Source organism: Photorhabdus sp. S10-54 (assembly GCF_963878145.1).
In the GTDB taxonomy this organism is placed as follows: domain Bacteria; phylum Pseudomonadota; class Gammaproteobacteria; order Enterobacterales; family Enterobacteriaceae; genus Photorhabdus; species Photorhabdus kayaii.
In genome coordinates this window covers 132,028-145,713 of sequence record NZ_CAWNXG010000001.1, presented here as the reverse complement: position 1 = coordinate 145,713, position 13,686 = coordinate 132,028, and the positions used below count along the sequence as shown (strand labels likewise).

The 13,686-nt window shown below is 34.8% G+C and carries 14 protein-coding genes and 1 pseudogene; 9 read left to right on the top strand and 6 right to left on the bottom strand.

The features are described from left to right. Nucleotides 1-11: 11 nt before the first annotated feature. From AACQ83_RS00730 to AACQ83_RS00720, 3 genes are all read right to left on the bottom strand, one after another. Nucleotides 12-314 carry a putative hemolysin gene (locus AACQ83_RS00730; protein WP_112875812.1) on the bottom strand — a complete coding sequence of 101 codons (303 nt, stop codon included), beginning with the start codon at nt 312-314 and terminating at the stop codon, nt 12-14. 53 nt (nt 315-367) lie between these two features. Further along, entirely contained in the window at nt 368-700 is a 333-nt protein-coding gene (locus AACQ83_RS00725; protein WP_049581354.1) for a DMT family transporter, read from the bottom strand. A 767-nt stretch (nt 701-1,467) separates the two neighbouring features. Next, entirely contained in the window at nt 1,468-1,947 is a 480-nt protein-coding gene (locus AACQ83_RS00720; protein WP_112875811.1) for an Hcp family type VI secretion system effector, read from the bottom strand. A 505-nt stretch (nt 1,948-2,452) separates the two neighbouring features. On the opposite strand from AACQ83_RS00720, the gene AACQ83_RS00715 reads away from it, so the two are divergent. After that, a complete protein-coding gene (locus tag AACQ83_RS00715) occupies nt 2,453-3,340 on the top strand; it encodes a hypothetical protein (protein ID WP_146748303.1) in 888 nt (295 codons plus the stop codon). Between the two features lie 469 nt (nt 3,341-3,809). After that, on the top strand, nt 3,810-4,046 hold the full coding sequence (locus tag AACQ83_RS00710) for a hypothetical protein (protein WP_112875809.1): 237 nt from the start codon (nt 3,810-3,812) through the stop codon (nt 4,044-4,046). Nucleotides 4,047-4,277: 231 nt separating this feature from the next. Here the strand turns inward: AACQ83_RS00710 and tssD (AACQ83_RS00705) are convergent. Then, a pseudogene (gene tssD / locus AACQ83_RS00705) lies at nt 4,278-4,512 on the bottom strand (type VI secretion system tube protein TssD); the annotation flags it as partial. 378 nt (nt 4,513-4,890) lie between these two features. Here tssD (AACQ83_RS00705) and AACQ83_RS00700 point away from each other — a divergent pair. The 3 genes from AACQ83_RS00700 (at nt 4,891) to AACQ83_RS00690 (ending at nt 7,041) form a co-directional block, all read left to right on the top strand. After that, a complete protein-coding gene (locus AACQ83_RS00700) occupies nt 4,891-5,892 on the top strand; it encodes a hypothetical protein (protein ID WP_112875808.1) in 1,002 nt (333 codons plus the stop codon). Between the two features lies 1 nt (nt 5,893). Continuing rightward, on the top strand, nt 5,894-6,313 hold the full coding sequence (locus AACQ83_RS00695) for a hypothetical protein (protein WP_112875807.1): 420 nt from the start codon (nt 5,894-5,896) through the stop codon (nt 6,311-6,313). A gap of 314 nt (nt 6,314-6,627) precedes the next feature. After that, the gene (locus AACQ83_RS00690) at nt 6,628-7,041 is read left to right on the top strand and encodes a hypothetical protein (protein ID WP_112875806.1); all 414 of its coding nucleotides are present in this window, start codon (nt 6,628-6,630) and stop codon (nt 7,039-7,041) included. Nucleotides 7,042-7,087: 46 nt separating this feature from the next. On the opposite strand, the gene tssD (AACQ83_RS00685) is transcribed toward AACQ83_RS00690, so the two are convergent. Continuing rightward, nucleotides 7,088-7,327 carry a type VI secretion system tube protein TssD gene (gene tssD, locus AACQ83_RS00685; protein ID WP_112875805.1) on the bottom strand — a complete coding sequence of 80 codons (240 nt, stop codon included), beginning with the start codon at nt 7,325-7,327 and terminating at the stop codon, nt 7,088-7,090. A gap of 378 nt (nt 7,328-7,705) precedes the next feature. On the opposite strand from tssD (AACQ83_RS00685), the gene AACQ83_RS00680 reads away from it, so the two are divergent. From AACQ83_RS00680 to ttcA, 4 genes are all read left to right on the top strand, one after another. After that, on the top strand, nt 7,706-8,707 hold the full coding sequence (locus AACQ83_RS00680) for a hypothetical protein (protein WP_112875804.1): 1,002 nt from the start codon (nt 7,706-7,708) through the stop codon (nt 8,705-8,707). Between the two features lies 1 nt (nt 8,708). Further along, nucleotides 8,709-9,116, top strand: a complete 408-nt coding sequence (locus tag AACQ83_RS00675; RefSeq protein ID WP_112875803.1) for a hypothetical protein — start codon at nt 8,709-8,711, stop codon at nt 9,114-9,116. Nucleotides 9,117-9,487: 371 nt separating this feature from the next. Continuing rightward, entirely contained in the window at nt 9,488-9,892 is a 405-nt protein-coding gene (locus AACQ83_RS00670; RefSeq protein ID WP_112875802.1) for a hypothetical protein, read from the top strand. A 1,391-nt stretch (nt 9,893-11,283) separates the two neighbouring features. Then, nucleotides 11,284-12,213, top strand: a complete 930-nt coding sequence (gene ttcA, locus AACQ83_RS00665) for a tRNA 2-thiocytidine(32) synthetase TtcA (protein WP_192880956.1) — start codon at nt 11,284-11,286, stop codon at nt 12,211-12,213. A gap of 476 nt (nt 12,214-12,689) precedes the next feature. On the opposite strand, the gene zntB is transcribed toward ttcA, so the two are convergent. Then, entirely contained in the window at nt 12,690-13,673 is a 984-nt protein-coding gene (gene zntB / locus AACQ83_RS00660) for a zinc transporter ZntB (protein WP_112875800.1), read from the bottom strand. Nucleotides 13,674-13,686 lie beyond the last annotated feature (13 nt).

The window sequence follows — 13,686 nt, the reverse complement described above, 5'->3', positions numbered from 1 at the left end:
TAATTTCTACCTCAAATTGATGCACAGGAACCCTGCAATAATGCCCTTTCATCACAACGCTTACCATTTGCCAACTGGCAAACAGGTATTTGCGCCCCATTTAATTGTATTGCTAATGCAGGCAGACCACCTGCATAAAGACAGATTGCTCTAACATTATCTCTAAGAACAACTTCCGATTGAGAGTATTGTATCCCTTGATATAGGGTAGATGTTTTCCCTGCCTGGCTACTGCAACCCGCTAATACAGCAATGCCCAAGAACACGCCTAATAAGACTATCTGGAATCCTTTCTTATTACTGGCATTTAACATATTTTTTCTCCAGAAAACGATTCAGGGAAAACAGGAACACCGTTAATTGTTAATTAATGTGCACTGCTGTTAGAAAGCAGATTTATTACCATCACACCGGCAACAATAAGAGCCATACCTAAAATAGCCGCCCAATCCAGCTTCTGCTGATATAAAAATATCGCGGCAACAGAAACCAGCACAATACCCAAGCCAGACCATATGGCGTAAGCAATTCCTAGTGGCACAACTTTGACCACCTGGGATAGCCCCCAGAAAGCGATGCCGTATCCAACAATGACCAGTATAGACGGGAATAATTTACTGAACCCATCAGAGGCTTTTAACGAAGCCGTTGCTATAACCTCAGCAACAATTGCCATTGCTAAATATACAAATCCATTCATATCCTTACTCTCTATAGTAGAAAAAACAAAGCGACCAAAATTAATAGACAAAAACGGATTGAATCTATCACAAACGCTTTAAGGTGTAACGTAACAAAATTGATATATTTCGTTCCTTAAATCCAATTCAAACCTTATTTACCCCCAGTTCAAGAAGTACCGCTCAGGCAGGAAAATCGCTGGGGAGATTTTACAGAGAATATGGAAAAGTGCTAACGATAGGTTCCAGCTTTGAGATTTAGATCAGAATCATTCGTACGATAACCTTTAGGATTTGTAAGAAAACATAGCACTGTAGAATTAAAAACGTGTACATTTATAAGATAAAAATAATCTTATCATTTGATTAAGCAATGATGGTGATGAAATGATAAGAAAGTTACGTTGTCCAACGTTGAGTCAACATGTTAAACACCACTACGGAAGCAAATAGAGTATATGAAAAGAAACATTCAACCCAGTTTCTGTATCGTACAACAACCCAGAGGATTAGTCGCTATTTACAAGATAAATTAGCGTAACATCAATAAAATCATTGAATTATATACATGCTATTAACTGGAAAAAATTAACCTGATAATAAATACATGCACCAATAATCTTACAGTTTTATGCAAAGTTTATCTTCCAGTTTAATTCATTGAATAAAAATATATTTCATTACCATTAATATAGGTGGGACACGCTTTTTTATATCAATGGCAATGTAGTTATTTGAAAAATACACTTACATTCCAACAAAAATATAAGCGTATAAACTGTATTTATCAATAAACCATCTCATCCCAAATGAGATATCCTGATGTTCCCGCCATATGATGTCGACAAGTAATATTAGCATACTGAACTGAAACAACCTCCTCCGGCTGACCATTATTATCATTAATAACATGCGGATAATTAACATTTAAATCACAAATTCTTGTCCCAGTGAGCAAGATAGAATAAAAAAGTTCTTGTGAACCTATTGAAGAGGTCCGATAAATATCAAATGTCAGTTCCAGCTTTTCACGGTTAGCAGCCGCTATCATTAGCAATGGGGAAGATTTATCTAATAATTTAATAAAGTTTACCGGCTGATAATTGACATGCTGAGCAACTGTCAGTCCATGATTGAATTGCAACACCATAATTTTATTTTCAAATCCATTCTGATACCGGTTACCAATAGAATCTAAAGTTGAACATCCTTGAGAAATAAGCCCCTGAGATTCACCTTTTATCGTCACATAAATCATATTTGCCATATTACACCTTAATTAACTTACCTTAATTAATTTACCTTATGTTCAATTCCCCATTTTGAGTTATTTTTCTTCGATTTCAATAAGAGAATTGTAATGAATCGTTAAGTATCTTATATAAATGTAAATATTGAAGGCTCGTAGTCAGGCCAAAGATAATAAAAAATTTTCATCACTATTTCTATCCTTTAGTAAAGAAAAAAACGTAAATTAATCAATATTACCAGACAAAACCAGATTGAATTTATACATCACTTAACCCCCTATAAATTCTTACTCCGTAGAGATTAGAAACCCGTTTGCTATATGTTGAAGATAATCCGATTATCTGATTAAGTTATGTCATCTAACGTCAGGCCAACATGTTAAAAGCTACCACAGGAACAAATAGAGTATTATGAAAAGAAACATTCAACCCGGTTTCTGTGTCGTACAGCAACCTGGAGGATTGAGTTTTCAGGCAAGTCTGTTATTCAGCCATTCAAATAGCGAAGCGGCCCGGTATTTTATGGCATTAAATGCAAATTACCGATTCCTGCAACCGGGACAAATCCTGCTGGTTGCAGATCCAGATTCCTATAATCCGCCACACATAATACAGCTATTAAAGCAATCTCAGTATGAAGTAAACCGATCCATTTCAAGTTTACCCAATGAATACGCGGCATTTTTGCATCGTCATTTTGGTCTGTTTCACTATGTGCTGGATCAGGGAGGAACTTTGGTTGGTACCGCTTCATCTCTGGGTAACTCTTATTTCTCCCAAATTAAAAAAAATCTGTCAAAATTACAGAAGCTTTATCAAAAAGAATATCGGCTAAATGGGCTAAACCGAAAATATGTCAGTCCCGAGTTTTATGTAGAAAGACAATTGATTATGGGTAACCTAAAGGGATTATTGAATAAAGTTGGCCGACTCTCTTTGAAAATCGACCAACATCCTAATCTAAAGCATGCGCTAAAGTTATCAACTAAAGCCATTGCTCATCAATGGGATAAAGTCGGAGTTGGCGCAATAAAGGGATATAGTCAAACAATTATGCAAAGTGAAAAAATGGTTAAATGGATGAAATATGGTGGCTGGGTTGCAATCGGCTTAGATTTTACTGATACCACCGGGCAAGTTATTGATGCCTGTAATTATGGGCAAACAGGGAAATGTGAGAAAGTAGCTATCAAAGAATATAGTAAATTTGCTGGGAGAACTGGAGGAGGAATTATAGGGGGAATAGGTGCTGGAACAGCAGCAGGTGAAATTTGTCTAGCATTGGGTATAGCATCAGCTCCTGCCGGAGGCGCCGTTGGATGGATATGCGTAGCTGTCGGTAGTGTAGTAGGTGGAGTTGCTGGAAGCACCGCAGGAGAGTTTTTAATCGATAAAATAGTAAGTGAATAACATGAGTATCCTAATTAATACAATTAACTTTCTCATGATTTCTTTATTTTTAGTTAGTCTGTTTTTGCTACTATTTTTATTCTTTTTTTATGGGATAAAGAAAGCATTCTTCGCAGAAATCAGAGAAAAATATACACAAAAAGGATTTTTTATACCACAAATTATATATGTAATATCGTTTTCTGGTTTTTATGGTAGTTATTATTTGTCCTGTTTCTTTTACCAAATAATAACCAAAAAAAAGACTATAATATCTCGTGCTTATATAGGTAATTCCATACCGGAAGAAGCATATGAGTTTGCAAACAGTATACCTAAAAAACTTGCTTCAATAATAATTATATATTATTATTTATTTTCTATTTCCATATTTTCATTCACCTTAAGCAGTATACTTATCTTGTTATACAAGTATTTAACGAATACATAAAACACACCCTATTAATTAAAATACCAATAGGAAATTAACATGAACAGATCAACTATTGCCATCATGCTTATTTTTTATATTTTATTTATTATTTTCTTAGTTGTATCAATAGCCATTTATAAAATAAACCAAAGAAAGATGGACAAGATCATTGAATTATATATAGAAGAAGGATTTTATTTACCAATAGGAATAACAATACAACGCTTCGGAAAGATGCGTGATCAGTTTCAAGTCGTTATGTTTTTCTACAGGTTGTTAACTGGAAAAAAATGAAAACAAATCATCCTGATAACAAATATATGCACCAAGAATCTTATGATTTTATTCAAAATCTACCCTCCAGCTTAACACATTGGATAAAAATATATATCATTACCACTTATATAGGTGGAGCATTTTCTCTCATATCAACAATAATAATCTTAATTCAAAAAGATTATTAATCGTGCTAAACCTATTTAAGAGTTTCAATAAACATTGAATATCAGTTCCAGTTTTTCACGTGTTAGCATCCGCTATCATTAGCAATGGAGAAGATTTATCTAATAATTTAATGAAGTTTACCGGCTGATAATTGACATGCTGAGCAACTGTCAGACCATGATTGAATTGCAACACCATAATTTTATTTTCATGTCCATTCTGATACCGGTTTACCAATAGAATCCAAGGTTGAACATCCTTGAGAAATAAGCCCCTGAGATTCACCTTTTATCGTCACATAAATCATATTTGCCATATTACATCTTAATTAATTTACCTTATGTTCAACTCCCCATTCTGAGTTATTTTCCTTTGATTTCAATAAGAGAATTGTAATGAATCGTTAAGTATCTTATATAAATGTAAATATTGAAGGCTCGTAGTCAGGCCAAAGATAATAAAAAATTCTCTCTGCTATTACTATCCTTTAGCACAGAAAAAACCGTAAATTAATCAATATTAATAGACAAAATCAGATTGAATTTATACATCATACCTCCTATGAATTCTCACTCTGTAGAGATTAGCAACCCATTTATCTACATATTGAAGATAATCCGATTATCTGATTAAGTTATGTCATCTAACGTCGGGCCAACATGTTAAAAGCTACCACAGGAACAAATAGAGTATTATGAAAAGAAACATTCAACCCGGTTTCTGTGTCGTACAGCAACCTGGAGGATTGAGTTTTCAAGCAAGTCTGTTATTCAGCCATTCAAATAGCGAAGCGGCCCGCTATTTTATGGCATTAAATTCAAATTACCGATCCCTGAAACCGGGACAAATCCTGCTGGTTGCAGATCCAGATTCCTATAATCCGCCACACATAATACAGCTATTAAAGCAATCTCAGTATGACGTCAACCAATCCATTTCAACTTTACCCAATGAATACGCGGCATTTTTGCATCGTCATTTTGGTCTGTTTCACTATGTGCTGGATCAGAGAGGAACTTTGGTTGGTACCGCTTCATCTATGGGTGACACTTATTTCTCCCAAATTAAAAAAAATTTGAAAAATTTACAGGAACTTTATCAAAAAGAATATCGGCTAAATGGGCTAAACCGAAAATATGCCAGTCCCGAGTTTTATGTAGAAAGACAGTTGATTATGGGTAACCTAAAGAGATTATTGAATAAAGTTGGCCGACTCTCTTTGAAAATCGACCAACATCCTAATTTAAAACACGCGCTAAAGTTATCAACCAAAGCCATTGCTCACCAATGGGATAAAGTCGGGGTTGGCGCAATAAAGGGATATAGTCATATAGTTACCCGCAGTGCCAAAATGGTCAAATGGATGAAATATGGTGGCCGAATTGCCATTGGCCTGGATTTTATTGATACCACCGGGCAGGTTATTGATGCCTGTAATTATGGGCAAACAGGGAAATGTGAAAAAGTGGCTATCAAGGAATATAGTAAATTTGTTGGCAGAACAGGTGGCGGGATGGGTATAGGATATTATAGCGGTCTAGCAGCAGGAACAGCATGTATTGCTCTTGGGGCTGCAACTGATGGCTTAACTGCCGGACTTTGCATGGCGGGCGGCGGCCTTGCCGGTGGTTATGCCGGTAGTAAAGGTGGAGAATGGTTCCTCGAACTTATTGTTGAATATTCAATGGGCTTTTAATATGAATAGAGTCACTTTTATCATTTTACTTGTTTCTTTTTCTTCTTTTCTTATTTCTCTTGCTATATCAATAGCCATTTACAAAATAAATCAGAAAAAGATGGATAAAATTATTGAATTATATATAGGAAAAGGGCTTTTGTTATCAACAGGCGTGAACATTGGTCGTTTTATCGGTGTTTATGGTCAGTTTCAGGTTGCTACATTTTTCTACATGTTATTGACGGGAAAAAGAATGAGAATAAATAAACCTGACAGTAAATACATGTATCAAGAATCTTATGATTTCATTCAAAATTTACCTTCCAGTTTAACTCATTGGATAAAAATATATTTCATTACCATTAATATAAGTTTTATATTCTTCTTTATATCAACAGTAACGGCTTTATGTCATAAATACTCTTATATTTTCAACTGAATTCAACTAAAAATACGTACTAAAACCTGGAGATCACATTAGGAATAAAAATGGAGAATGCAATGGGTAAATCTTCTATTAAATATTTTCCCGGAGATTAATATGCACAGGACAATTACTCTTATTGTTATTATCTCTTAATCAGTTTATTATCTTTCGCTATTGGGATAGTATTTCTTACATATGATAAATATATCTTGCCGTTTTTTAATTAGGAATTTTTCAGAAGAATGCTTAATTAGAAAAGCTATAGGCAGCTATGGATTTGAGAAAACCGAGGAATTTATTGTAGATTTGTTTATAGGAAATTAATTATGAACATGTTAGATTTGATAATGACAATATGTCTTTCCTTATCTCTTTTATTTTTGATTATATCAATAGCCATTTACAAAATAAATCAAAAAAAGATGGATAAAATTATTGAATTATATATAGAAGAAGGATTTTATTTACCAATAGGAATAACAATACAACGCTTCGGAAGGATGCGTGATCAGTTTCAAGTCGTTATGTTCTTCTACAGGTTGTTAACTGGAAAAAAAATGAAAACAAATCATCCTGATAGCAAATATATGCACCAAGAATCTTATGACTTTATTCAAAATCTACCCTCCAGCTTAACGCATTGGATAAAAATATATATCATTACCACTTATATAGGTATAGCATTTTTTCTCATATCAACAATAATAATCTTAATTCAAAAAGATTATTACTCGTGCTAAACCTATTTAAGAGTTTCAATAAACATTGAATATCAGTTCCAGTTTTTTACGTGTTAGCATCCGCTATCATTAGCAATGGAGAAGATTTATCTAATAATTTAATGAAGTTTACCTGCTGATAATTGACATGCTGAGCAACTGTCAGCCCATGATTAAATTGCAACACCATAATTTTATTTTCAAATCCATTCTGATACCGATTACCAATAGAATCTAAAGTTGAACATCCTTGAGAAATAAGCCCTTGATTTTCGCCTTTTATCGTCACATAAATCATATTTTCCATACTACACCTTAATTAATTTACCTTATATTAAATTTCTCATTCTGAGCTATTTTCCTTTGATTTCAATAAAATAATTGTAATGAATCGTTAAGTATCTTATATAAATGTAAATATTGGAGGCTTGTAGTCAGACCAAATATATAAATAAATCTCTTCCACTATTACTATCCTTTAGCATAGAAAAAACCGTAAATTAATCAATATCAACAAACAAAATCAAATTGAATTTATACATCATACCTCCCATGAATTCTCACTCTGTAGAGATTAGCAACCCATTTATCTACATATTGAAGATAATCCGATTATCTGATTAAGTTATGTTATCTAACGTCGGGCCAACATGTTAAAAGCTACCACAGGAACAAATAGAGTATTATGAAAAGAAACATTCAACCCGGTTTCTGTGTCGTACAGCAACCTGGAGGATTGAGTTTTCAAGCAAGTCTGTTATTCAGCCATTCAAATAGCGAAGCGGCCCGCTATTTTATGGCATTAAATGCAAATTACCGATCCCTGAAACCGGGACAAATCCTGCTGGTTGCAGATCCAGATTCCTATAATCCGCCACACATAATACAGCTATTAAAGCAATCTCAGTATGAAGTAAACCGATCCATTTCAACTTTACCCAATGAATACGCGGCATTTTTGCATCGTCATTTTGGTCTGTTTCACTATGTGCTGGATCAGGGAGGAACTTTGATTGGTACCGCTTCATCTCTGGGTGACACTTATTTCTCCCAAATTAAAAAAAATTTGAAAAAATTACAGGAACTTTATCAAAAAGAATATCGGCTAAATGGGCTAAACCGAAAATATGCCAGTCCCGAGTTTTATGTAGAAAGACAGTTGATTATGGGTAACCTAAAGAGATTATTGAATAAAATTGGCCGACTCTCTTTAAAAATCGACCAACATCCTAATTTAAAACACGCGCTAAAGTTATCAACCAAAGCCATTGCTCACCAATGGGATAAAGTCGGGGTTGGCGCAATAAAGGGATATAGTCATATAGTTACCCGCAGTGCCAAAATGGTCAAATGGATGAAATATGGTGGCCGAATTGCCATTGGCCTGGATTTTATTGATACCACCGGGCAGGTTATTGATGCCTGTAATTATGGGCAAACAGGGAAATGTGAAAAAGTGGCTATCAAGGAATATAGTAAATTTGCTGGTAGGACAGGAGGAGGAGCAGGTTTTGCGTATGCTGGTGGAATTGCCGCGGGCGCAGCATGTGTTGCTCTTGGTGCTGTAACTGATGGCTTAACTGCCGGACTTTGCATGGCAGGCGGCGGTCTTGCCGGTGGTTATATTGGCAGCAAAGGAGGAGAATTGTTCCTCGAATTTATTGTTGAATATTCAATGGGGTTTTAATATGAATAGAGTCACTTTTATCATTTTACTTATTTCTTGCGCTTCTTTTATTGGTTTTTTCATTATATCAGCAGCTATTTACAAAATAAATCAAAAAAAGATGGATAAAATCATTGAATTATATATGGAAAAAGGGTTTTGTTTATCATCAGGAGCATATATAGGGCATTTTATGGGTATTCACGGTCAATTTTATACTGCCGCATTTTTCTATAGATTATTAACAGGAAAAAGAATAAGAATAAATAAACCTAATAGTAAATATATGCCAAAAGAGTCTTACGATTTTATTCAAAATTTACCCCCCAATTTAACTCACTGGATAAAAGCATGTTTCATTACCATCAATATAAGTGTTGCATCCTTCATTATATCAATGGCAATATACTTATTTCAAAAATACGTTTAACTATATAGGTGGAATATTCCTCTTTATATCAATAGCAATGTTCTTATTTGAAAAATACATTTAAATTTAAACCTAACTAAAAATACGCGATAAGATTTGGAGGTCATATTGGGAATAAAAATAGAAAATAAATGGGCAAATCTTTTCCCGGAGATTAATATGCACAGGATAATTCCTCTTATTGTTATTATCTCTTAATCAGTTTATTATTTTTCACTATTGGGATAGTATTTCTTACATATGACAAATATATCTTGCCGTTCTTTAATTAGGAATTTTTCAGAAGAATTCTTAATTAGAAAGGCTACAGGCAGCTATGGATTTGAGAAAACCGAGGAATTTATTGTAGATTTGTTTATAGGAAATTAATTATGAACATGTTAGATTTGATAATGACAATATGTCTTTTTTTATCTCTTTTATTTTTGATTATATCAATAGCCATTTACAAAATAAATCAAAAAAAGATGGATAAAATTATTGAATTATATATAGAAGAAGGACTTTATTTACCAACAGGCATAATGATACAACGCTTCGGAAGGATGCGTGATCAGATTCACGTCGTTTTGTTCTTCTACAGGTTGTTAACTGGAAAAAAAATGAAGATAAATCAGCCTGATAGTAAATATATGCACCAAGAATCTTATAACTTTATTCAAAATCTACCCTCCAGTTTAACGAATTGGATGAAAACATGCATCATTACCACTTATATAGGTGCAGCATTTTCTCTCATATCAACAATAATAATCTTAATTCAAAAAGATTATTAATCGTGCTAAATGGATATGCGTGGCTGTCGGTAGTGTAGTAGGTGGAGTTGCCGGAAGCACCGCAGGAGAGTTTTTAATCGACAAAATAGTAAGTGAATAACATGAATATCTTAATTAATACAATTAACTTTCTCATGATTTCTTTATTTTTAGTTAGTCTGTTTTTGCTACTATTTTTATTCTTTTTTTATGGGATAAAGAAATCATCCTTAGAATAAATCAGAGAAAAATATACACAAAAAGGATTTTTTATACCACAAATTATATATAATATCGTTTTCTGGTTTTTTTGGCAGTTATTATCTATCCTGTTTCTTCTACCAGATAATAACTATAAGAAAGACTATAATATCTCGTGCTTATATAGGTAATTCCATACCGGAAGAAGCATATGAGTTTGCAAAGAGTATACCTAAAAAACTTTCTTCAATAATGATTATATATTATTTTTTGTTTTCTATTTCTATATTTTCATTCACCTTAAGCAGTATACTTATCTTGTTATACAAGTGTTTGACGAATACATAAAACACATCCTATTAATTAAAATACCAATAGCATGAAAAGATCAACTCTTGTCATCATGCTTATTTTTTATATTTTATTCTCTTAGTTGTATCAATAGTTATTTATAAAACAAATCAGAGTAAGATGGATGAAATTATTGAATCATATATAGAAAAAGGACCTTATTTATCAGCAGGCGTAAAACTGGACCGTTTTTTGGGTGTTTATGATCAATTTCAAATTGCTTTATTTTTTACCAATTGCTAATCGGTAAAAAAATGAGCGGAGGCTCTGCTCCGCTTTTCGCTTAACCTGTCCATTACCTGTATATTTTACTATTTTAATGGTCAAACCCATTCGAATTCATCACAAATAAATCTTTTCATCATCTCCCCCTCTCTTATTCAGCAGATACCAATAAAGGTTCACATAATAACAACCCCATTTGTCATGGGTACATGGCTCACTGGTTTTTTATCAAATTGATGTCATTTAACATGATATCAATTTATATCATCTAACGTGATAATAGTTCGATTGAGCCCCTAGTTCAACAAATTTAACAACCAGCTATCCCTAGTTTTACAGCAACAATAATAGCCTTGATTCAAAAACTTTATTCATTGTACTAAATCAAGAAGCTCGATCTAAATAACAGTTAAACCATGATTGAATTGCAACACCATAATTTGATTTTCATCTCCATTCTGACACCGGTTACCAATAGAATCCAGAGTATGCACGCTCTTCATCTTCGACAACAGAAAAAGCTATCAATTCATTAGCATTAACAGGTAAAAACGAGCGGAATCTATCGCAAACTCTTTTAAGGTGTCAGGTAATAAAAATGGTATACTCCACCCCCTAAATCCCATTTAAACATTATCTACAGAGTGTCCGTGGTGGATCAGAAACAACAATATAATCTGAACAAATTACAGAAGCGTTTACACCGTGATGTCGGTCAAGCAATCGCTGATTTCAATATGATTGAGGAAGGCGATCGTATTATGGTCTGCCTTTCTGGTGGTAAAGACAGCTATACCCTGCTATCTATCCTGCAAAATCTGCAAAAAAGTGCTCCGGTTAATTTTTCACTTGTTGCAGTTAATCTGGATCAGAAACAACCCGGTTTTCCTGAGCATATCCTTCCCGCTTATCTGGATGAACTGGGTGTCGAATATAAAATTGTCGAAGAAAATACTTATGGCATAGTGAAAGAGAAAATACCCGAAGGTAAAACAACGTGTTCACTCTGTTCGCGTCTACGCCGTGGCATCTTATATCGTACAGCCACTGAGTTGGGCGCAACGAAAATTGCATTAGGCCATCATCGTGATGATATTTTGCAAACTTTATTTCTCAACATGTTTTACGGTGGCAAACTAAAAGGTATGCCGCCAAAGTTGATGAGTGATGATGGTAAACATATTGTCATTCGCCCTCTTGCCTATTGCCGTGAGAAAGATATTGAGCGCTATGCAACCGCCAAAGCATTCCCAATCATTCCTTGTAATCTCTGTGGTTCACAACCCAACCTGCAACGTCAAGTTATCAAGGATATGTTACGGGAATGGGATAAGCGTTATCCGGGCAGAATTGAAACCATGTTTCGTGCGGTACAAAATGTCGTTCCATCGCATCTCAGCGATTTTAATCTATTCAATTTTAAAAATATCACTCACGGCAACGAAGTGATTGATGGTGGCGATCTCGCTTTTGACCGCGAAGAATTACCCATACAACCCGTTGTTGATATAGAAGATCAACCCGATTATCAATCAGAACGGCTGGATATCATTGAAGTCAAATAGTTATACCCTATGGATTTCAAGATGCATCGCGACGGCAAGGGAGTGAATCCCCGGGAGCATAGATAACGATGTGACCGGGGTGAGTGAGTGCAGCCAACAAAGAGGCAACTTGAAAGATGACGGGTATATTCTTAACCATACCGCTCTGGATATATCTCAGAGCGTTAATTTCTGCTTCTCTTTCACTTTCGTCTTGATTTTTATTTATTTTCCTAAAGCAACAAATGAAAAATAAAAAAAGCCGACATTAGAAATTAATATCGGCACAAGAATGGGCAATTATTCTGTATAAAGACTTATGTGAGAAAAACTACAATTACGGAGAACAACGTTCATCGCTTAACGTTGTTTTCACCTGCGAGAGTTATCATGCCTCAATGACGACTGGTGAATATTGATATATCTCAAATTAAGGGCTAGTTTTAGTAACACTTCTCCGTAGTTATGTTTCATATCTCCAAATAACTATTTAATTTTCATAGCCATTTACTTCTTTTTAACCACCAAGCAACAAATATAATCAATCCCAATAACAGCAAACAAAAAATACTAAAACCCAGATGGTTTTCATTACCAGGAATACCGCCAAGGTTGACACCAAATAATCCAGTCAGGAATGTTGTCGGTAAAAAAATCATGGCAAATAATGACATAGTATAAGTACGACGGTTCATCGCATCCGCCATCATAGATGTAATTTCATCTGAAATAATCGCTGTGCGAGCAATACAACCATCCAAATCATCCAACTCTCTTCCCAAGCGGTCAGCTATTTCCTGCATTCGATGACGATCTTCATCACTCATCCAGAGTAATCTTTCATTGGCAAGACGAGCAAATACATCTCTTTGAGGAGCCATATAACGGCGCAGAATAATCAATTGTTTACGCAGTAAAGCCAACCCACCCCGCCCCGGTATCCGTTGCTCAAGAATCATATTCTCAAGCTCAATAAGGTTGTCATGAAGATCTTCAATAAAATTACCCACTTCATCGGTTATTGCATCAGCTATTTCAACCAACCAGTGCCCGGTCGTTTTCGCGCCTATCCCATTCTGTAAATCACTCAGTACCTGCTCAAGTGAATGAACTTTACGATGGCGACTGGAAACGATAATTTCAGAATTAATATAAATACGGAACGTTACCAGTTGATCGGGACGTTCACTTTTATTGCTATTAATTGTCCGCAGCGTGATCATCGTACCATCTCCGGTACGAACTATTTTTGGTCTAAAACTCTCTCCGGCCAGCCCCTTTTTGACTGTTTCTGGTAACAGATCCGTGTCCATTATCCAGCGATAACTTTTGGGATTGTGGTAATCCAGATGTTGCCAGAAAGGTTGAGCTGGTGTGGCTAATCCATTCATGTCAATCGGCGTCATGCCGCCTTGACCATCAAACTGACAAGCATAGACTGCATCAGCCTCTTTCAATGATGAACCATAAATGGTCTCCACATCCAACTCCTTA